At 58.6% G+C, this 20,999-nt stretch carries 16 protein-coding genes; 10 read left to right on the top strand and 6 right to left on the bottom strand.

Annotated elements, in window-relative coordinates; all coding sequences use genetic code 11:
* Positions 1–455 precede the first annotated feature (455 nt).
* On the top strand, positions 456–1,067 hold the full coding sequence (locus AC2T9U_RS01090; RefSeq protein WP_243888781.1) for a YdhK family protein: 612 nt from the start codon (positions 456–458) through the stop codon (positions 1,065–1,067).
* Positions 1,068–1,151: 84 nt separating this feature from the next.
* Here AC2T9U_RS01090 and AC2T9U_RS01085 read toward each other — a convergent pair whose 3' ends face one another.
* The gene (locus AC2T9U_RS01085; RefSeq protein WP_208304003.1) at positions 1,152–2,543 is read right to left on the bottom strand and encodes an NAD-dependent succinate-semialdehyde dehydrogenase; all 1,392 of its coding nucleotides are present in this window, start codon (positions 2,541–2,543) and stop codon (positions 1,152–1,154) included.
* 323 nt (positions 2,544–2,866) lie between these two features.
* Here AC2T9U_RS01085 and AC2T9U_RS01080 point away from each other — a divergent pair, with 323 nt between their 5' ends.
* The 4 genes from AC2T9U_RS01080 (at position 2,867) to nhaA (ending at position 9,138) form a co-directional block, all read left to right on the top strand.
* The gene (locus AC2T9U_RS01080) at positions 2,867–3,958 is read left to right on the top strand and encodes a zinc-binding dehydrogenase (protein ID WP_493696340.1); all 1,092 of its coding nucleotides are present in this window, start codon (positions 2,867–2,869) and stop codon (positions 3,956–3,958) included.
* A 146-nt stretch (positions 3,959–4,104) separates the two neighbouring features.
* Positions 4,105–5,151: a magnesium and cobalt transport protein CorA gene (locus AC2T9U_RS01075; protein ID WP_493696339.1), complete on the top strand. Its 1,047-nt coding sequence runs from the start codon at positions 4,105–4,107 to the stop codon at positions 5,149–5,151.
* Positions 5,152–5,412: 261 nt separating this feature from the next.
* Positions 5,413–7,599 carry a catalase gene (locus AC2T9U_RS01070; RefSeq protein WP_493696338.1) on the top strand — a complete coding sequence of 729 codons (2,187 nt, stop codon included), beginning with the start codon at positions 5,413–5,415 and terminating at the stop codon, positions 7,597–7,599.
* Between the two features lie 147 nt (positions 7,600–7,746).
* Positions 7,747–9,138 (top strand): Na+/H+ antiporter NhaA, encoded by a 1,392-nt coding sequence (nhaA, locus tag AC2T9U_RS01065; protein ID WP_493696337.1) that lies wholly within the window; start codon positions 7,747–7,749, stop codon positions 9,136–9,138.
* 143 nt (positions 9,139–9,281) lie between these two features.
* Here nhaA and AC2T9U_RS01060 read toward each other — a convergent pair whose 3' ends face one another.
* Positions 9,282–10,139, bottom strand: a complete 858-nt coding sequence (locus AC2T9U_RS01060; protein WP_493696336.1) for an HAD family hydrolase — start codon at positions 10,137–10,139, stop codon at positions 9,282–9,284.
* 132 nt (positions 10,140–10,271) lie between these two features.
* On the opposite strand from AC2T9U_RS01060, the gene AC2T9U_RS01055 reads away from it, so the two are divergent.
* On the top strand, positions 10,272–11,090 hold the full coding sequence (locus tag AC2T9U_RS01055; protein ID WP_115031612.1) for a serine hydrolase domain-containing protein: 819 nt from the start codon (positions 10,272–10,274) through the stop codon (positions 11,088–11,090).
* A gap of 71 nt (positions 11,091–11,161) precedes the next feature.
* On the opposite strand, the gene AC2T9U_RS01050 is transcribed toward AC2T9U_RS01055, so the two are convergent.
* From AC2T9U_RS01050 to AC2T9U_RS01040, 3 genes are all read right to left on the bottom strand, one after another.
* Positions 11,162–12,382, bottom strand: a complete 1,221-nt coding sequence (locus AC2T9U_RS01050) for a UDP-N-acetylglucosamine pyrophosphorylase (RefSeq protein WP_493696335.1) — start codon at positions 12,380–12,382, stop codon at positions 11,162–11,164.
* Between the two features lie 149 nt (positions 12,383–12,531).
* Complete coding sequence (locus AC2T9U_RS01045) at positions 12,532–13,704, bottom strand: MalY/PatB family protein (protein ID WP_493696334.1); 1,173 nt, start codon at positions 13,702–13,704, stop codon at positions 12,532–12,534.
* Between the two features lie 82 nt (positions 13,705–13,786).
* Positions 13,787–14,821, bottom strand: a complete 1,035-nt coding sequence (locus tag AC2T9U_RS01040) for an aspartate-semialdehyde dehydrogenase (protein ID WP_115031614.1) — start codon at positions 14,819–14,821, stop codon at positions 13,787–13,789.
* Positions 14,822–15,021: 200 nt separating this feature from the next.
* Between AC2T9U_RS01040 and ccmA the strand changes: the two genes are divergently transcribed.
* The 4 genes from ccmA to AC2T9U_RS01020 all read left to right on the top strand — a co-directional run bounded on the left by ccmA (position 15,022) and on the right by AC2T9U_RS01020 (position 19,861).
* Positions 15,022–15,657: a heme ABC exporter ATP-binding protein CcmA gene (gene ccmA, locus AC2T9U_RS01035; RefSeq protein ID WP_493696333.1), complete on the top strand. Its 636-nt coding sequence runs from the start codon at positions 15,022–15,024 to the stop codon at positions 15,655–15,657.
* Positions 15,658–15,667: 10 nt separating this feature from the next.
* Positions 15,668–17,182: a DUF6297 family protein gene (locus tag AC2T9U_RS01030; protein ID WP_208304010.1), complete on the top strand. Its 1,515-nt coding sequence runs from the start codon at positions 15,668–15,670 to the stop codon at positions 17,180–17,182.
* A gap of 83 nt (positions 17,183–17,265) precedes the next feature.
* On the top strand, positions 17,266–18,552 hold the full coding sequence (locus AC2T9U_RS01025) for a citrate synthase (protein WP_208304011.1): 1,287 nt from the start codon (positions 17,266–17,268) through the stop codon (positions 18,550–18,552).
* Positions 18,553–18,634: 82 nt separating this feature from the next.
* Positions 18,635–19,861, top strand: a complete 1,227-nt coding sequence (locus AC2T9U_RS01020; RefSeq protein WP_493696332.1) for an AI-2E family transporter — start codon at positions 18,635–18,637, stop codon at positions 19,859–19,861.
* Positions 19,862–19,964: 103 nt separating this feature from the next.
* On the opposite strand, the gene AC2T9U_RS01015 is transcribed toward AC2T9U_RS01020, so the two are convergent.
* Positions 19,965–20,753, bottom strand: a complete 789-nt coding sequence (locus tag AC2T9U_RS01015; protein ID WP_493696331.1) for an alpha/beta hydrolase — start codon at positions 20,751–20,753, stop codon at positions 19,965–19,967.
* Between the last annotated feature and the right edge of the window lie 246 nt (positions 20,754–20,999).

The following is a 20,999-nucleotide window of genomic DNA, read 5'->3' as shown; positions in this document are numbered from 1 at the left end:
ACGGCTCAGCATCACGACGGGACAAGGAGGTTCCGATGAGGCAAGCAACCCAGACTCAGCCTGAGAGCGAGCGCATTTTTCCGGTGTTTTTCACGGCCGGGTTGACCTGGTCAGTTCTTGTTTTTCTCGGCTTAACCTCAATTGGGGTAACTCTTCTGACGAGCACCCTTCTCAGCTCTTTCGTATACACACTCGGGGTGGCGGCATCACTCGTGGTGCACCTTGACACCGATCCGTACACGTAACCACCACGACTATTCTTCTATGTGGAATCTTTCTCTCTTAACTCCACAGCTCGTTTCAAAATCACTGTGCCAATGTGTGAGCGTCTTTTCTTCCCTCCGCGTTGACCACACGTTCACGCCACTGATGCCGTGTCGTACCCCAGAGAACACCCCCTTCTCACCTAACTCCCCTACTTCTTTGTTTGAAGAGTCCTAGGAAGGACAGCACGCATGAATGCACGGGCAATCGCCGCAGCCTTCGCGCTCACCCTCTCTTTCAGCGCCCTGGCAGCCTGCCAAGGAAACAACTCCTCCTCCGGACGCATCCCACAAAACCCAGCCGGCTCACCAAAACCATCCACCCAAGTTGCTCCGCCCTCCTCTACACAGACCATGCCCAGCTCGCATGCCTACCCCACCAACGGCGGCCCCGCTCCCTCCGGCATCGCCACCGCCTCAAGCGCCCGCTACAAAGTCGGCGACACCGTCAAACTCAACGCCGATCACCTACCCAGCATGAAAGGAGCAACCGCAACGATTAAAGGCGCCTACAAAACCACCGCCTACGAAGTTGACTTCACTCCCTCCAACGGGCGCACCCCCATCCACGAACACAAGTGGGTCGTCCATGAAGAACTCAAAAACCCCGGCGCAGCGCCACTGGCCAAAGGCACATCAATCACCATCAACACCGAGCACTTGCCTGGCATGAAGGGAGCCAAAGGCTCCGTCGATGAAGCCAAAAACACCACCGTTTACATGGTCGACTACCAAGGCCCGGACGGCACAAAATTCACCAACCACAAATGGGTCATCGAAGAAGAGATCACGCCAGCCAAATAAACCCGCGACAACACCATGTGTGCCTGCCCCCAGCACCACGCCCGGGCAGGCACACACCAAAGACCAGTTACCTAAGGCAAAGTTTTAGAAACTGCCATCAATATCGGTAACCACCACGACCTTCTGGTTAACAAACTCATGCAGACCCAACTCGGTCAGCTCACGCCCGTAACCAGAACGCTTCGTCCCACCGAAGGGAATATCCGGCTTAGCACCCGTGGGCTGGTTGATGTACACCATGCCAGTGTCCAAGCGACGCGCGATCTTCTGGGCACGTGCAATGTCTTGCGTAATCACTGAACCACCCAGCCCAAACGGTGAAGAGTTCGCGATACGTACAGCATCATCTTCGTCTTTCGCGCGATAGATCTGCGACACCGGGCCGAAGAACTCCCGCATGCTGGTCTTAGAACCAACCTCAATCTCAGTGAGAATCGTCGGCTGGAAGAACGCCCCCTGCTCAGGCACCTTCTCACCAATCTCCTCAACCGTCACGCCCTCCAGGCGAGCCTGTTCAACCATCTGGGCCAAATCATCAACAGCTGCCTGGGACATCAACGGCGCCAGTGAAGTATTCGGGTCCATCGGGTCACCTGCCACTAGGGCTTTGACACCCTCCTTGTATTTGGCGAGGAACTCCTCATACACGCTGTCCATCACGATGAGACGCTTAGCCGAACAGCACACCTGACCAGCGTTCCAGTGCCGCCCAAATACTGCCCACTTCACCGCTTTATCAATTTCAGCGTCTTCCAACACGATGTAGGCGTCCGCCCCACCCAACTCAAGCGTGGACTTTTTAAGATGTTTAGCGGCAATCGCTGCCACCGCCGCCCCAGCGCCCTCCGAACCAGTCAGGGCCACACCACGCACCCGCGGGTCCGAAAGGATCTGCTCAGCCGCCTCATGCGAGGCGAACACATTCACCAAAAGCCCCTCAGGAACCCCAGCGTCAGCGAATAGCTTCTCCATCTTCAACGCTGACTGCGGAACATTCGAAGCATGCTTCAGCACGATCGAGTTACCTGCCGTGAACTGTGGCGCAGCGATCCTGACCACTTGGTAGTACGGGAAGTTCCACGGCTCCACCGCATACAAAACACCCAGCGGTTCGTTGACCAGCATGACATCCTGGTCCCCAAAACCCTTTGCCGACAAGAACCGTGGCGCCAGCTGTTCAGCACCAAACTGCACGTAGTACTCCAGCATGCCGATGCACACATCAATCTCGGCCTCGGCTTCAGCGATCAGCTTGCCCATCTCTAGCGTAAGAGTCTGGGCGAACTCGCGACGGTTCTCACGCAAGATCGCGGCAGCCTTAGTCAGTACCTTTCCGCGCTCCTCAATGCTTTTCTTCCGCCAGACCTGGAACGCCTTGTCAGCCTTTGTTACGGCTGCCTCCACCTCGGCCTCGCTGGCAGTATCGAACTTCTTCAGGACTTCACCGGTGTACGGATTGGTGGTTGCGTAACCCATGCAGACCTCCTCGTCATACCAAGCCCCCCCACCACCACACTGTGACGGGCGTCTCGTCAAGGCTTGCTCGTTGCGCCACGCTACTCGCCGCCAGGCCTCGTGAGGCCCTTTTAGCCCCAGGCACGCCCGAGGTTGCTACCAAAGAGGTTTCCCGGTGCCTTGGAGCTGTTAATTAAGGAAAAACATCACTGCCGCCAAAGCTGGTAAATAAACTCAAATTCAACTGAATTTGTTGCCGCACAGAAAGATTCGAACCATACAGCGGAGACCAATCTTGCAGACCGCTCCACCAAAGCCCCCAGCGAACCCCACCAGGAGACCCCATGACATTCACCACAGCAGCAACCACCCACCATGACACCACCTCAAAACACGGCAGAACCATGCTCGCTGAACGATTCAACGCCAACACTGGCAGCATCACCATCGAAGAACTCCCCATCCCCACCCCCGGCCCCGGTCAAGTACGCCTCAAAGTCGCCTACTGCGGCATCTGCCACTCCGACCTATCCCTCATCAACGGCAACTTCCCCGTCCGCACCCCCATCGTCACCCAAGGCCACGAAGTCAGCGGCTACATCGACGCCCTCGGACCAGGTGTCACTGGCTGGTCAATTGGCGACCCTGTCATTCCCTCCGCAGGCCGAGCTTGCCTAACCTGCCGCAAATGCCGCCGCGGCGATTTTCTCAATTGCCTCGCCATACAGCTCATGGCATTCGACTTCGACGGCGGATGGGCCGAATACGTCATCGTCAACGCCATCGGCCTCACCCGCGTCCCTGAAGGCGTCCCCATGGATCAAGCTGCCATCCTCGCCGACGCCGTCTCCACACCTTTCGCCGCTGTCATGCGAAGCGGCCAAGTGCACCTCGGCAACGCCGTGGGCATCTGGGGACTTGGCGGAGTAGGAACCCACCTACTACAACTAGCCAAACTCGCCGGAGGCACCCCCCTCATCGCAGTGGACCTCGATGACGCCGCCCTCGCACGCGCCCGCCGCCTCGGCGCCGACTACACCTTCCGCGCAGATGACCCGCACCTCATCGACAAAATCGAAGAAGCCACCTATGGCCGCATGATCGACGTGGCTTTCGATGCCGTCGGCATCACCGCAACCTGCACCCAAGCTGCCCAAGCACTCGACACAGGCGGAAAACTGGTCGTCGTGGGACTGAGCGGACAAGATCTCAACCTCGGCGACATCACCAACTTCGCCCTGGGACGCAAACAGGTCATTGGGCACCTGGGCTACAAAGTGCAAGACATAGCCATGCTCGCCGAAATGCTTCGACACAAACGCCTCGACTTGTCCGAATCCATCTCTGCAGTCGTACCGCTGACCGAAGTGAAACGCGGCATAGACATGCTCGAAAGCCGTGAAGGCAACCCCATCCGCATCCTCGTCCAACCCTGAACCCGCGCGCCTGCACTCGTGCGTCAACCTGCCAGCGTCCTTGACACACCGGAAGACACCGAGTGCAGGCCCCTCACCCGCTGTTCTTACCTTCCATAGCCCTCCAAACACAGGCATGCCTGGTGAGAAGAACCGCGCCGGGCAGAATGACGCTCGTGATCGTGAACCAGGCTTATTACCGCGGCGGACACCGAGTCGACTGCGACGACCCAAGCACCGAGCTACGGCGCCTACGAACCCGAACCACCACACCGAGCGATAAACCCGAAGAACCCTTCGAAGACACTGCCAAAGAACAATCAGGAAACAGCGAGTTCGCGTGGATCGGACTGAAGGACCCATCAGTCGAAGAGTTTTCCGCGATCGCACAAGAACTCGGCTTGCACCCATTGGCCATCGAAGATGCACTCACCGCCCGAGAACGACCCAAGATCGATGTTTTTGACGACGTTACGGTCCTGGTATTGCGCACCCTGCGCTACATCGATGCCACCAGCGACGTGGAAACTGGCCAACTGATTCTGTTCATCGGCAAAGACTTTGTTCTGACCGTGCGTTACGGAGAAGTAAACGAACTCATCGGCGTGCGAGCGGCATTGGAACGACTACCTCAGCGAATGTCTCTAGGCCCCTTGGCTGTAGTACACGGCGTACTTGACCGAGTAGTGGACAACTACATGACAATTGATACAGAGCTAGCCGAAGACGTTAATAACATTGAAGAACTCGTGTTTTCTTCCGATGGGCGAGCCGACGTCACTGACATTTACCGACTCAAACGCGAAGTACTGGAATACAAACGCGCTAGCACCCCCCTAGTAATTCCGCTATATCGACTTATCCGAGGCTCAACTGGGATCACACTTACCCAGCGGTTACAGCCGTTTTTTAAAGACGTCGAAGATCACCTGCTGCAAGTAACCGAACAGGTCGACGGCTACGACAGTCAGCTATCAGACCTATTGTCTGCACATTTATCGCAAGTCTCTCTGCAACAAAACGAGGACCAGCGCAAGATTTCAGCATGGGCAGCAATAGCAGTGCTCCCCACCCTAATTTCAAGTATCTACGGCATGAATTACGACAACATGCCCGAACTGCACTGGCAGTACGGCTATTACGTAACACTCGCAGCGATCGCATCTACCTGCATAGTCCTGTTCATCATGTTCAAACGATCCGGCTGGCTATAAACCCTGACACCCAGAGAGAATTCAACCAACCACCTCCACTTTCACCCCCTGTAACAGATGCGAGAGGGTAGCAGCACAGCTAAGAAGTCACCATGTTCTGTAAAGAACCTTTCCTATTTTTTACAGAACGTCACGACATCTTCCTCATGCCGGAAATAAGCGCATGTTTCACCGCGACAAAAGCCATCAAAGAAGGCATCGTGATGGCCAAGAGCATCGTTCGAACCCGGGCGAAGCATCTCCCCCGCGGAAAGGAACATCATGTTCGACGACAACGCGCCCACAAAAAACCCCCACAAAAACCCTGCACCCACCGTAGAAGAACCAACAACCCCCGTTGCTCCCCCAGCTCCCAACCCCGACCAAAACGCACCCGAAACAGTCACCGCAACCGGCACCCCCACCGGCGCTGATAACACCGCACGCGCCCAATCAGGCTCATACCTGACCACCCAGACCGGCACCCGCCTACGCGATACCGACCACAGCCTCAAAGCTGGCCCCCGCGGCCCTCTCCTGGTCCAAGACCAACACTTCCGCGAAAAAATCAGCCACTTTGACCACGAACGCATTCCTGAGCGAGCGGTCCACGCTCGCGGCGCAGCCGCCCACGGCATCTTCGAGTCTTACGGCACGGCTGAGAAGATCACGACGGCGAAATCCCTTGCCACACATGCGAAAACTCCCGTATTCGTCAGGTTCTCCACCGTGCTTGGCTCCCGCGGATCAGCAGACACTGTCCGCGACACCCGCGGATTCGCAACGAAGTTCTACACCGAAGAGGGAAATTTCGACCTCGTCGGCAACAACATGCCCATCTTTTTCATCCAAGATGCAATTAAATTCCCCGACCTCATCCACGCAGGAAAACCCCACCCAGACCGAGAAATCCCCCAAGCACAAAGCGCACACGACACCTTCTGGGACTTCGTCTCCCTGCACACCGAAGCACAAGCCCACACCATGTGGAACATGAGCGACCGCGGCATCCCGCTGTCGTACCGAACGATGGAAGGCTTCGGTATCCACACCTTCCGGCTTACCAACGCCGAAGGTAAAACTTGCCTAGTCAAATGGCACTGGAAACCAACTGCTGGCGTCCACTCACAACTGTGGGAAGAAGCCCAACTCACCCAAGGAAACGATCCCGACTTCCACCGCCGCGACCTCGCCGATGCAATCGAAGCAGGCGCATTCCCGCAGTGGGAGCTCGGCGTGCAAGTGATGCCCGACACTGAAGACGAAATGTTCGAAGGCATCGACCTGCTGGATCCAACAAAGTTCATTCCCGAAGAGCTGTGCCCCATCCAGCCACTAGGAAAAATGACCCTCAACGCCAATCCCACGAACTACTTCGCCGAAACCGAACAAGTCATGTTCAACCCCGGCCACCTCGTTCCTGGAATCGATGTAACCAACGATCCACTGCTGCAAGGTCGTCTCTTCAGCTATCAAGACACCCAGCTCACCCGGCTCGGTGGCCCTAACTTCACCCAGATACCGATCAACCGGCCACACTGCCCCGTCAACGACATGCTGCGAGATGGATTCCACCAACACGGCGTACACACTGGACAAGCCCCCTACCGCCCCAACTCCATTGACGCAGGAAACCCCGCACACACCTCCGAGGCAGAGCACCCCTTCATCGAAGTACCCACCAGTGTCCACGGAGCCAAAGTACGTGAGCTGTCGGCTTCCTTCGATGACCACTTCACTCAAGCTCGCCTGTTCTACCGGAGCCTGACACCCATCGAACAGCAACACCTGACCCAGGCGTACACGTTTGAGCTCAGCAAATGCTTCGAAACACCCATTCGCGAACGTCAGCTAGCTCATCTGGCCCTCATCGATACAGGGCTAGCCGAACACGTCGCCGCCGGACTAGGCATGGAAGTGCCCGCACCCACAAAAGCCGACGTCAAAGACATGAAGCCCAGCTCTTCACTGCGGCAGATCAACGAAAAGAGTTACCCCGTCACAGGCCGCAAAATCGGCATCGTCGCAGATGATGCCGCCGACCCAGCCGCAGTCAAAGAAGCCATTCAAGCAGTACACGAGAGCGCAATGACGCCATTTGTCCTGGCCGGCCACGGCGGCACCCTCGGTAAAGACATCACCGTGGACCGCACCCTACTGGCCACCCGATCGATCGAATTCGACGCTGTACTGCTGGTATCCAGCATCGCCCCCGCGCAAGCCCAGACTCGCCCAGGGGAAACGAACCTAACCACCGACCCGAAACTGATTCTGCTGTTGGAGGAGATGCACCGCCATTGCAAGGCAGTGGCCTATCTACCCAGCGGTAAAGCAGCTCTTACCGCAGCTGGCATCGACACCTCTTCACCAGGGATCGTGGCCAGTAACAACGCTGCCGAAGCGATCAACGAACTAGCTAGCCTGCTCGCTCAGCACCGTGTCTGGGAGCGATTCCCCGCTCAGGCCTAAAAGAAACGAAGAACCACCCGGTTCATTTTTCACGCGTTCACCCAGCACACGCAGCACAATCACGACGGTCGGTGTCATGGCGAGATATCCGCCAGGACACCGACCGTTCTACGAAAAAATCGTTAGAGCTTATGAACAGTCACGTATGTGACCGTTAACACAGCTATACCCGTTCCCGGTACTCTGGAAGACGGTGTGCCGGGAAGTCTGGTCGGCAAGGACCCCCGCAATCTGACGGTGGCCTTCAAAAACGAACGGAGCTGCTCTGTGCCCGAAACCCCCGCCGCGCCTGCGAGCGCCCTTACCCGCATCCGCGATTGGGTCACCCGAGACACCAGCGCTGGCATTCTCCTTATCGTTGCCGCAGCATTAGCACTCATATGGGCTAACAGCCCACTGCGCAGCACCTATCACTCTCTGGCCGAGTTCACCATTGGTCCTGAGTCGCTGCATCTGAACCTTTCCCTGGCCGCGTGGGCTGCCGACGGTTTGCTGGCCATTTTCTTTTTCACTGTGGGGTTAGAGCTCAAGCAGGAATTCGTCACAGGATCGCTGCGCTCCCCCGCTCAAGCTGCACTGCCCATGCTCGCTGCCGTTGGTGGCATGGTTGTCCCAGCTGTGCTGTTCTTCCTCGCTGTCACAAACCTGGGGCAACCAGCTGCAGCCGGCGGCTGGGCCATCCCCACAGCTACCGACATCGCATTTGCTGTCGGAGTGCTCGCCCTGTTTGGTCGCGGTTTGCCATCCGGGCTGCGTCTATTCCTGCTCACACTCGCCGTGGTTGATGACCTGCTAGCCATCATTGTTATCGCGTTGTTCTACACCGCAGAAATTCACGCGATGTGGCTCGCCGTAGCCGCACTGGCAATCATCGCATTCGCGCTAGTGGTGCGTTCTCGCCGCCCGCAATGGTGGTTGATGATCCCCTTCGCTGTGATCGCGTGGGCCTCAATGCACGCTTCAGGCATTCACGCCACCATCGCTGGCGTTCTTCTCGGTTTCATGGTTCCGGCGTTGCGAGTACACGGTGAACACCACGCCCGTACTCACCACTACAACGCAATACTGAACCCCTTCGCCAACGGTTTGATCCTGCCCATTTTCGCGTTCTTCTCCGCTGGTGTGACCCTCGTCGAGGGAGGCGGCCCCGGCGCAGTGCTTGGACAGCCCGTCGTCATCGGCGTAGCCGCCGGTCTAGTTATTGGGAAGTTCATCGGCGTACTGGGAACCACCTGGATCTTCACAGCTTTCACCCCCCTGGCTTTGCCCAGCGGTCTAGCTATGCGGCACATGATCCCTGTCGGGTTCCTCACCGGCATCGGGTTTACCGTCTCCTTGCTCATCGCTGAGCTGTCCTTTCCCGCTGGAACGCCACTGGCCGACGGTGCTCGCATCGCTGTGCTCCTTGGCACCCTCGCTGCTGCCGTACTCGCAGGGATCTCCCTACGCATCATGGCCCGAGCAATGCACGCCAAGGCTCCCGCCGAAGGCACTCCAGAAATCAACCGCGTCACCGACGATCCCGACAACGAAGACTGACCCACCACACACCTCCAGCGCTGCCCCGGTCCTGCCCGCGCAACAACGCGGGCAGGACCTTTTTCATTCATTCCCCCCCCGATCCTCGCGCTCACCAGCTCACAAACGACCCTCACCCTCAACACACCCCCTGATGAACAGCGTCACTGCACCAGCGACTCCAACACCTCAGCCACCCCATCAGCATCGTGAGCACCCACCGTCATGTGCGCCAACGCCCGCACACTCGGATGCGCATTCGCCACCGCAAACGAGCGCCCAGCCCACTCCAACATCGGTAAATCATTCGGCATATCCCCAAACGCCCACACCTGCTCAGGAAAAATCCCCTCCTGCGCGCACCACTGCGCCAAGGTAGAAGCTTTCGTCACCCCCGCAGGCCCAATCTCAGCCAACCCCAACGCACCCGAAAACGCCACCTGCGCACGAGAGCCCACCAACCGTGCAATCTGCTCAACCACCTCCTCACACGCCCCAGGTTGCTCTAGCACAGCCGCCCTCACCAACAACTTCCCCACCACCCCATCCACCTCATCGATCGGACCCACCTGCTCATACACACACAACCCATCCCCCGCGCTGACAGCCAACGCATCACCCGAAGCCAGCTCAGCAAACACCTCATCCACATACGCACCCGTGGTGCGCTCAGCAGCAAACCCAGCCCCCGGTAACAACGACCGCAACTCAGAAGCCAACTGCACCACCAACGCACAATCAATACCGCGTGACCACAGCATCTGCCGATCCGCGACCTGATACACAAACGCACCATTAGCGCAGATCACCACCCCATGTCCATCAACTGCCTCTTCCAACGGAACCAGCCATCGAGGAGGACGAGCAGTCACAAACACCGTGCGTATCCCCGCCTCCCACACCCCCTGCAGCGCCCTTTTGGTGCGCACGGACACCCGGCCCCGCTCATCCAGCAAGGTTCCATCCAAATCTGTTGCAATCAAAGAGGGCCGAGCAGCCCCCACGCCCAAAGAAACCACCACAGAACCACCCTAGGCGCTCACCCTGACCATACGCAGAACCCAACCGCACTGACGCAACATCTCACCGCCACACACTCAACAACCCACATGCCACACTCAAGACAACCCCACCCACCCGTGACAGGAGCACCTATGCCCAACCGCCTCGACCTGACCGTCGCGCTTGCCGAACTGCCCGTCAACTCGGCTGCAGCCGCGGTCATCGGCCCCGAAGGCATCATCAACATCAGCGACACAGGCGAACGCTACAACTGGGCTTCCGTCACCAAAATCGTTTCCGCCTGCACCATCCTCGACGCCTGCTTGGAAGGACTCGTATCCCTCAACGACCCACTCGGCCCTGAAGGCTCCACCCTCGGTCACCTCCTGGCACACACCTCGGGGTACACCTTCGACTCCACCAAAACCATCGCCAAACCCGGCACCCAACGCGTCTACTCCAACATCAACACCGATGTTGCCGCCCAGCACCTCGCCGAGGTCACCGGAACCAGCTTCACCGAACACGTCCATGACCGCGTCTTGGACCTTCTCGACATGGACAGCGCACGTCTCGAAGGACCAGCCTCCCGCGGCATGACCAGCACTATCAGTGACCTGGCCGCACTCGCCGTCGAACTACTGGCCCCCAAACTCCTCCTACCCGAAGTCGTGCGACTAGCCTCCACCCCCACCTACCCCGACCTGGGCGGAGTACTTCCCGGATTCGGTCGTCAACGCCCCAACCTGTGGGGATACGGCTGTGAGATCCGCGGCCACAAAACCCCTCACTGGACAGCACCGGGCAACTCCCCAAGCACCTTCGGACACTTCGGCATGTCCGGCAGCTTCTGCTGGATCGACCCCGATGCCCAGCTCGGATGTGTTTTCCTCTGCGACCGCGACTTTGGCACCTGGGCCAGCGATTCCTGGCCCTCCTTCTCACAAAAAGTTCTCGACGCCTATCTCTAACCACATCCTGGTGTGCCTACCGCTGCCAGCAGTAGGCACACCAGACAATTCCCGATCTGAGAACAGTCTGATCACCGCACCGCAGCGACAGGCAGGTCAGGAACCAACGCACACGCAGCCGCCAACCGCACAGCCCCCACCTCCTCCAGCCAGGCGGTGCCCGCCTGAACCTCCTGCGCAGACAAGTCCTGCACCGCCTGGACATACGACGTGCCTTCCTCAGCTGCCTGCCCTAAAGCAGACAACACCATTTCCGGCGCAGCAGGCAGCGTTGCTCCCGCGGCACCACCACAATCAGGCACACACAAACGCTCACGGGCCGTAAACAAATCTGCCTCTACACCGCAGGAGGCTGTGAGCTTGCTCAGCAAGGTTGACAATCGTTTTGCTCGTTCCTGTCGAGCAGAGGCAAGAGCGCCCAGTGCCCCCTCCAAAACAAGATCGCCCAACTCCACCGCCGCGAAAAATGGTGCACGAGCCTGCCGATACCACTCTTCCAAGGCATCAAGAGCAGCTAGATACTCCACGTTGCGGGCCGCCAATCGTGCTGCGCCCCGGATCTGCTCGGGCGAGAAATCACGCCGCACCGACGGCGCTGCCCCTGGGATAAACAGCTGATTCTCTTCATTTACGTCCTGCCGCAAAATCTCTCCAGCACCTACCACCGTGCCGTACGCAACCCGAGCAGGGCCTACCGTGCCGCCCTGGCCACCCAAAAAAATGGGACGTTCACGCAACATCACTCCCCGCGCGACATCTCCGAACATCGATGGCGTCGCTTTATCCCCTGTCGGGGTGAAGTTGAAATGGATATAGCTAGAGCCAACCTCACTGTGATTCTTGCGACTTGTTCCCCCCGCCATGAGGCAGTCACACATGTTGATAAGGCTGCCCAGCGTGACAAATGGGAACAGGATGGTTTGTTTCAACCCCACCGTGTGAGCCCCACCTGCTTGCTCTTCAAGGATCGAACCCTCCCGGACGTGGTGACCCAAACCAAGATTGGCACCCTGGAGGAACACTGCCTTAGCCGCATATCCACCTTTGAGCTGTACATCGGGACCAATGATGCAATCCTCTACCGTCACTGGGCCTTCCCGTCCCAGCTCGGCCCCAGAACTGATGACAGTACGAGCCCCCCGGATACGAGCTCCAGGGTGGATGATGACCCGCTCACCACTGATACGGTCCGGATCCACATCCGCATCAATGGTGACCATGGCGGGATGGGGAATCGTAACCCCTTTAGCCACAAGGGTTTCCACCATGTTCATGTCTGTGCGCCCCGTCATATCCGCCTCCTGCTGAGCCAGCGTTTTCGTGTACCAGACAGTCTTCTTCGGCAGTCTGCCAGTTCAGTGGTACAGCCGGGCTAATAACAGCTGCATACAGCTTGCCTGCGCGGAGACACTTCACGAAACGCTCCGCGCAGACAGGGCGTTTAGAGAGCTTTCGCGATGGCAGCAACGACTTCTTCAAGCACCGGCAAGGGGGTGGCGATGTTGATGCGGGCCATCCCCACAGCTGCGGCCCCGAGATCAGGCCCAGCGTTCAGCACGACATTGCTCTTTTCCTCAATGATGTGAGTGGGGTCATCCCCCAGACCTGCACCGCCACGCACACCGCGGAAATCCAGCAAAGCCAGGAAGGTACCTTCAGGCATGCGGTAACGCACACCCGGAAGTTTTTCCTCGACAAGTTCAACTAGGCGCCGACGGTTACGATCCAGGTAGGAAACAAGACCTTCAAGCCATTCATCACCCTGGTCATAGGCAGCGATGTTGGCGAAAATTCCCGGTCGCGAAGCCCAAATCCAGCGGCTGGCTTTCTCCCACGCAGCATGATGGTCAGGGTTAGTGAGAATGATCTGTGCACATTTGAGCCCAGCAAGGTTGAACGATTTACTCGCAGAAATAGCGGTGATGCTGTGCGCAGCAGTGCGCTCATCCAGTGATGCGTACGGGATGTGGCTGTGCCCCGGATAAACGATAGGTGCATGGATCTCGTCAGCGAAGACAAGACCACCCTTGGCTTCAACGACATCGGCGATGGCCAAAAGCTCACCACGGGTGAGGACACGCCCAACAGGGTTGTGCGGATTGCACAGAACAAGCAGCTCGGCACCCTGCTCAAAAGCAGCGGCGAGCGCATCTAGGTCATAGGTGTAATAGCCAAAGTCATCACAGCTTAAGGGGACTTGGATGACATCCCGGTCAAAGTAGGTGGGCAAAGTCAAGAACGGCATGTATGCCGGAGTGGGAACGATGACGGGGGTGCCGGGGGTGGTGTAAGCCTCAATGACGGCAACCAGTCCAGCCAAGACATCCGGAATGGGGTGGACGCTTCCAGGCTCCGGGGCCCAGCCCCAATGACGTTTTGAGAAATCGGTGTAGGCACGGGCTAGCTGTGTGTTGTCGCTGTCCGGTGAGTATCCAAGTGCGCCGGTGTTGACCAGATCAGTGACAGCGGCGCGGACCGGCTCACACAGCGGGAAATCCATCTCGGCGATCCACGCGGCGAGCGCACCAGGTTTTTTCATCCATTTCGCGGTGCCCCAGCTGCGGATCTGGTCAGTGGTAATGGCGTCGTATTGGCTGGTGAGGTCGATGGCCACGGATTCTCCTTGGTGGGCGGGTATGGGTGAGGCGGTGCACCGGCGCGTGGGTTAGCCGGTGCACCGCCTCTCAAGAGGTCGGTCAGCGGCGGGTGAGCCAGGCTTCGGCGACCTGGACAGCGTTGAGCGCTGCGCCTTTGCGGAGGTTGTCGGCGACGATGAACATTTCAAGGCCTTTGCCCTCTGGTGCTGCCTGGTCTGCGCGGACACGGCCGACAAAAACGTCGTCGGCGCCGGCTGCTTCGAGGGGGTTGGGGACCTCGCTGATGGTGACGCCTTCAGCGGTGTTGAGCAGTTCCAACGCGCGCTGGGGAGTGATGTCGCGGGCGAAGGTGGCATTGACGGCTAGGCCGTGGCCGGTAAACACCGGGACGCGTACGCAGGTGGCAGAAGCGCGCAGGTGGGGGATGTGCAGGATTTTGCGGGACTCGTTACGTAGTTTTTGCTCTTCGTCGGTTTCGCCGGTGCCATCGTCAACGAGGCTGCCCGCGATGGCGACGACGTTGAACGCCACCGGAACTTTATAGACGTTGGGGCTGGGCAGGGTCAGAGCGTCACCGTGCAGAGCGAGCTGCTTGGGGTCTCCGCAGGCGTAGGCAGCACGGATTTGGCTGTCGAGTTCTTCGAGACCTTTGCCACCGGAACCAGAGACTGCCTGGTAGGAAGCCACCCGCAGTTCGGTTAGCTCGGCCTCGTCGTGCAGGACTTTCAGGGCAGGCATTGCGGCCATGGTGGTGCAGTTCGGATTGGCGACGATGCCTTTGGGGATGTCGCACAGGTCGTCGGGATTGACCTCGGCGACGACGAGTGGGACGTCGGGGTCTTTGCGCCAGGCACTGGAGTTGTCGATCACGACAGCGCCGGCGGCAGCGACCTTAGGGGCGTACTCGCGGCTGGCTTGGCCACCAGCAGAGAACAGAGCCAGGTCGATACCGGCAAAGTCGGCTGTGGCCATGTCTTCGACTACTACATCTGTGCCTTTCCACGGCAGTGTTGTTCCGGCCGAACGCGATGAGGCAAAGAAACGCACTTCATCGACGGGGAATTCGCGTTCTTCCAGCAGGGCTCGCATAACCCCGCCGACCTGACCAGTAGCTCCGAAAACTCCAACTCGCATACCCCCACACTAGGCCCACACAAACCACATCATCCACTGTGCGAGACACCCACGACCACAGTGCGGAACATACCTAAGACACGCTCCACCTGCCCACCTCCCTGCCCTGCCACGAAACCCCGCCCACCACCACCTGAACACCAATTCCACCGGCCCTGACCAACAACACCCGGAGCGCGCTGCCGATTACGCTGACAGACGTGACCGCTTCCTACCCGCGCCTCATGGTGCGCCAATTGTCGAAATCGTTTGACGGGCGCGCCGTCTTCTCCGGCGTGGATCTGGACGTCCACGAAGGCGAAATCGTCTCCATCTTCGGCCCCAACGGTGTTGGAAAGACCACCCTCCTACGCTGTCTCATGGGTGCTGAAGAACCCGACTCCGGCGATGTCTTCCTCGACGGCGAACCCATGCACGAAACCGACCCCCAAGTCCGCCGCCGCGTCGCCGCCATCCTCGACGACATGGCCTTCTTCTCCGACGTCACTGTGTGGGAACACCTCGACCTTCTGGCCCGCGCCCACGGCTCCGTTGAAACAGACATCGTCGATACCGCCCTACGCACACTCGGACTTGCTGACGTCGCCGATCAAATCCCCGACACCCTTTCTTCCGGACAACGCCGCCGCCTAGGCCTAGCCACCACCCTGGTACGCCCCTTCGACCTACTCATCCTCGATGAACCAGAACAACGCCTGGACACTGCCGGACGTATCTGGCTGGGAGCCCACCTAAACAAACTCGCCAAAGAAGGCTGCTCGGTCCTGATGTCTACACACTCCAGCGAACTCGCCGCAGCTATCTCCGCCCGCCGTATCCACCTGCGCCACCTCTGAAACCACCCGCATGAGCACCGAAAACCCGCCCACCAAAACCCGTACCCAACCACCCATCGACCGCACCGCATCCGAAGACCTCGCTCACGAGGCCCTCATCACCCTGCGATCAGCCCAAATCGATACCACCTTCACTCGCGGCGACATTGGCCCCTGGAGCGGACTACACCTAGTCACTCTCCTGCTGGTCATGACCGCCATCTTCCTCTGGGCGCTTATCCGCGGCGCTGGCGCAGGACTATCCCAATCCGACTTCATCGCCTCACCCCCCTTCCTCGCAACCGGCATCATTCTCCTCGCCACCGGCACCAGCGTCCTCCTAGCCACCGCCGCAGGCCCCCTCGGCGCATCACACCCCCTGCGCAGCTGGCTGCTTACCTCCCCGGCCGACCGTGCCACCCTCACCCGCGGTTCCTACCGCGCCATCGGTACCGCTTGCGGCATCATCGGCGCAGTCGCCCTAGGGTTCGCTGTCTCTCTCACCGGCCACGGCCCCATCCGTATCCTCACCTCAACTGCCCTAGGATTCGCTGGCGGGCTGACCCTCACCAAAATCCTCGCCGTCGGGCAACACCGCCCCGGTAGCGAAGACATCGCACGCCTTGCCGGGAAAGTCCTCATCGCCATTGCCTCACTCACCCTTACCCTGGGCATCCTTCCTGGATGGTCCACCGTCGCTGAGCTGTACGCCGCCCCCACCAACACATGGGGACCAGCCCTGGACCTGCTCACCACGGTCATACTCATCCTCATCATGTGGCGCCTAGAACAACCCATGCGAGCCTCCGCACGTCACCTATCCGTAGGAGCACTCGCCCGTGGAGGCGATTTCGTTGACGCACTCAGCGTCTCCACTGTCATGCTCGACTCCACCCCGCTACGCGCCATCACCCGCCCAGCCACCCGCCGTCGCCTACACTCCACCCCCACCCGCCGCCGCGGCCTGGGTGCACTGCTAGAAACAGATATCCGCCGCGTCCGCCGCGACGGATTCAGCATCCTCGCTGTCCTGTGCGCAATTCCACTGCCCGCCACAGCATCCGCAGTTCTAGGCACCACTGGAGGATGGTGGGCCGCACTCATCGTCGGCTACTACGTCACCGCTACCTTCACCGACGGATACACCAACTACGCCCGCTCGGACTCCATCCGCCGAAGCCTGCCCTTCACCCCGCTCAAAGCCCGACTCACCCTCCTAGCCGCCCCCACCGCGATCGCAGCTACCTGGTCATTCATCGCCCTCATCTTGGCCCGAGTACACCCCCTGACCTGGCCCATCCTCATCACAGCGGCACTAGCTGGAGCTGTCCGATCCGCCCAACCCCGTGACATCCGTTCCGCCTCATCAGCTATGGCCTCCACCCCTATGGGCGTAATTCCCTTAGGACTTTTAGCTCTCATCGCCCGCGGCTACGACACTCTTCTTTTGCCCGGACTTCTCGTCGCCGTTGGTCTTCCCATTCCTGCATTCATCACCGCATTAGCACCCCTTGCTTATTACCTCCTGAGAAACCGACAAACATGAAAAAGAAAAACTCGTAACACAATGCTGTGAAACGCATCACGCCATACGATGTCGAAAGACATCTCAACGACGAGGAGAATCAGATGAGCAATGTGGCTCGCCTGGACCTGGACGGATCCACCTATGAACTACCCATCGTGGTGGGCACCGAGAACGAACACGCTATCGACATCTCGAAACTCCGTACCGAAACCGGCTACATCACCCTCGACGATGGATATGGCAACACCGGATCCACCAAATCCGCGATTACCTACATCGATGGCGAAGCAGGCATTCTCCGATACCGCGGCTACCCCATTGAAGAACTCGCCGAAGGAAGCTCCTTCGTCGAAACAGCCTGGCTCGTCATCTTCGGTGAACTCCCCACCATCGAGCAACGTGATCGCTTTAGCGACCTTCTCGCCGAAAACGCCATGATCGACGAGAACATGAAAAAACACTTCGATGGCTTTCCTCCAAAAGCACATCCCATGGCCATCCTCTCGGCCATGATCCAAACGCTTTCAGCCCATGAACCCGAAGTAATGGAAGCCAACGACGAAAGCAGCATCGAAACCGCTGCAGCCGTCCTCATCTCCAAAGTCCGCACCATCGCCGCCGCTGCCTACAAGTCAAGCATCGGCGAACCCATCGCCTACCCCCGCTACAACCTCAAATACGTCGAGAACTTCATGCACATGATGTTCTCCGTGCCCTACAAGCAATTCGAGTGCACCCCCGCTATGTCCCGCGCGCTCAACCTGTTCCTTGTGCTGCACGCCGACCATGAGCAAAACTGCTCCACCTCCACCGTCCGCATGGTCGCCTCCAGCCAGGCCAACATCTTCGCCTCAGCCTCTGCAGGCGTCTCAGCGCTGTGGGGCCCCCGCCACGGCGGCGCCAACATGGCCGTCATCAATATGCTCGAAGAGATCAAAGAACGCGACATCGCAGTCTCCGAGTACGTAAAGAAAGTCAAAAACAAAGAAGACGGCGTCAAACTTCAAGGGTTCGGTCACCGCGTTTACCGCAACTTTGACCCGCGATCGAAAATTCTGCGCTCGGCCGCAGACGACCTATTCTCCGAACTCGAAATCAAAGATGATCTTCTCGACATCGCTCAAGAACTCGCTGACGCAGCCCTCAACGACGACTACTTCATCGAGCGCAAGCTTTACCCCAATGTCGACTTTTACTCCGGCATTATTCTGCGAGCCCTGGGCATACCCCTGGAAATGTTCACAGTCATGTTCGCCATAGGCCGCATGCCCGGATGGATCGCCAACTGGAAAGAAATCCACGACGACCCCAAAGGCCGCATCTACCGGCCGCGCCAGATTTACACAGGTGAGACCGCACGTTCCTGGAAACCACGCACCGAACGCTGACCTATTCACGCCATAATTTCGCACCCCGATATGGCTCCTCCACGGCTGACGCCCAGGAGCCATATCGGTGTACGTTGAACGCGTGAGCAGCGCGTCGACGACCCCCAGCCCCGCCGACTCCGGCCCCGGCAACAACCCAGACACCCGATCGCGACCAATCCCACAATTCGCGCTCATTCTTGGCGGACTAGCCGCCATCTGGGTCGTCATGCTCGGCATCAATGCCCAATCAAGCCTTGTAGGACCAGTCTTTCTGACCATCAACTTGTTCGTTGTTGTCTACCCACTACAGCAACGACTCAACAAACGAGGCTTTCCACCTCTTATCGGCGCACTCGTATCTGGCCTACTCGTCGCAGCGATCCTCATCGCTTTCTTCGGCTCACTGGCCTGGGCAACCGCACGCTTTATCGTCGAAATACCTCAATACCAAGGGCAATTCATTCTTCTCTACTCTCAGATGATTGACTGGCTCCGCGGCATGGGGATCAGCGAACAACAAGTAATCGAGCAACTCGAAGACCTCCAGCGCCAGGTATCACCCTCCAACGCAGTCGCCGTCCTCCAAAGCGCACTCAGTGGCCTCACCGGCATCCTTTCCGCCTTCGCGGTATTACTGACAGTGATCTTTGTAGGCCTCATCGACTCGATGAGCACAGACCGCCGCGCAGCGATGCTGCTACGCACCAAACCCTCCCTGACCCACGCGCTCTTGGACTTCGCTCAAGGAGTACGCCGCTACTGGATCGTCTCAACCACCTTCGGCCTCATCGTCTCGGCGATGAACGTTGCGGTCCTGCTCTACCTCGATGTCCCCCTGCCATGGGTCTGGGGCCTGTTCACATTCCTCACCAACTACATTCCCAACATCGGATTTGTGATGGGCCTGGTACCACCAGCCATCATGGCGCTCCTGGCCAATGACCCTCTCACCTCGCTCATCGTTATCATCACGTTCTCCGTCATTAACTTCGTGATGCAATCAGTCATCCAGCCGAAGTTCACCGGTGATTCTGTTGGAGTTACCGCCAGCGTCTCCCTCATTTCACTGCTGTTTTGGAGCTGGGCCCTAGGACCTCTCGGAGCGATCCTCGCTCTACCAGCAACGCTGCTTCTCAAAACGATCCTTATCGACATCGACCCAGACCTGCGCTGGCTCAATGTTCTCTTCGCCTCTGATCCCTCCAACGGTGAACCACTAGCTGGCAACCCAGAACGCGGCGCCAAAAACACCGACACCACTCCTACCGAGGCAACAACGCCTTCCTGCCCCAGCGAGCGTCACGACGCAGTTTCTGCTCAGGGGTAACCACCGCGATTCTTTCTACATATTTGTGTTGAATATTTTTGAGGGGCTAACACTTAAAAAGTGTTAGCCCCTCAAAAATATTCAACACAAAGCTAAAAGAAAATTATCCAAATAAACGATCCAAGAAAGGACGCTCCGGGGGTGGGCCACAACGGTACGCAAGCCAGTACATGATCGGTTCCCAATGCGAAGCCACATAACGCGTGGTGTGACCTCCCTTGTCAAAAATAGTTGGTGTTCCCGGTAACGCCGCAGCCATCGCCTTCGAAGCCGCATAAAATGCATCCTGTTTACCGCAAGCAATAGCGCACGGAATCTCACGCAACTGCTCCAGCTTTCCGAACGGATTATTCACTTCAAAGGCACGCTTGTTATCAAACATCAGCGTGGGATTCTCTAGCGGCGTGCGACGCAGAGCAGGCGCAACCACCCCCACCCCCATCACCCGCGTTGGCCCCAACTGCGCAGCCAAACGCAACGCGCCAAAGCCACCCATAGACACACCAGTCAAGGCAAAACGGTCCGTATCCAGGCCTAACGCAGCCACCAAGGGCAGAAAATCGTCCACCACCATTGCCGCAGTGTCAATACCATTGTTATGGCGGTGCCAATAATGACGCCCCCCATCAACCGCCGCCACCGTCAACCCAGTACGCCGTGAAACACCTGGAGCATCCAACCGCTCCACAAACCAGTTCGCACTCGTACCCAGAGAATGCAATGCAATCACCAGATGCGACGGACCCTCCGGACGAGTCACTACCCAGTTAATCGAACGCCCTGGCCAATGCTTAGACGTCAGCGTCCCTCGCTCAATCTTCACCACAGGCGGATCAAGAGCCGGGGCGGGCCTACCTACAAAAGCCGCAGCCGCCGCCGACACCCCTCCCATGAGTACAGCTCGCCGCGAAGGGGCTGACTGCGGGCCGCTTGGGGGGGCCCATTCACTGGCGAGGTGCACTTTCCAAGTCTCGCACATGCAGGTCGAGGCACAGGCATCCACGCAGGCGAGAAGCCTGCGCACACACACTCACATTCTCAGCTACGACACAACCCCCGCCCAAAGGAGACCTTCACCACACTCACCTCAAAAACGAATAGCAAACACCCAATCAAAACGACCGACCCAAACAAATGT

The organism is Dermatophilus sp. B7861-1 (genome assembly GCF_058996045.1).
This window is presented reverse-complemented; position numbering and strand designations above follow the sequence as displayed.

What these genes read in the sequence shown, in the direction of transcription:
- AC2T9U_RS01090 (WP_243888781.1), top strand. Translation starts at nt 456, where the DNA reads ATGAATGCACGGGCAATCGCCGCAGCCTTCGCGCTCACCCTCTCTTTC.
- AC2T9U_RS01085 (WP_208304003.1), bottom strand. Translation starts at nt 2,543, where the DNA reads ATGGGTTACGCAACCACCAATCCGTACACCGGTGAAGTCCTGAAGAAG.
- AC2T9U_RS01080 (WP_493696340.1), top strand. Translation starts at nt 2,867, where the DNA reads ATGACATTCACCACAGCAGCAACCACCCACCATGACACCACCTCAAAA.
- AC2T9U_RS01075 (WP_493696339.1), top strand. Translation starts at nt 4,105, where the DNA reads ATGACGCTCGTGATCGTGAACCAGGCTTATTACCGCGGCGGACACCGA.
- AC2T9U_RS01070 (WP_493696338.1), top strand. Translation starts at nt 5,413, where the DNA reads ATGTTCGACGACAACGCGCCCACAAAAAACCCCCACAAAAACCCTGCA.
- AC2T9U_RS01055 (WP_115031612.1), top strand. Translation starts at nt 10,272, where the DNA reads ATGCCCAACCGCCTCGACCTGACCGTCGCGCTTGCCGAACTGCCCGTC.
- AC2T9U_RS01050 (WP_493696335.1), bottom strand. Translation starts at nt 12,382, where the DNA reads ATGACGGGGCGCACAGACATGAACATGGTGGAAACCCTTGTGGCTAAA.
- AC2T9U_RS01040 (WP_115031614.1), bottom strand. Translation starts at nt 14,821, where the DNA reads ATGCGAGTTGGAGTTTTCGGAGCTACTGGTCAGGTCGGCGGGGTTATG.
- AC2T9U_RS01030 (WP_208304010.1), top strand. Translation starts at nt 15,668, where the DNA reads ATGAGCACCGAAAACCCGCCCACCAAAACCCGTACCCAACCACCCATC.
- AC2T9U_RS01025 (WP_208304011.1), top strand. Translation starts at nt 17,266, where the DNA reads ATGAGCAATGTGGCTCGCCTGGACCTGGACGGATCCACCTATGAACTA.
- AC2T9U_RS01015 (WP_493696331.1), bottom strand. Translation starts at nt 20,753, where the DNA reads ATGGGAGGGGTGTCGGCGGCGGCTGCGGCTTTTGTAGGTAGGCCCGCC.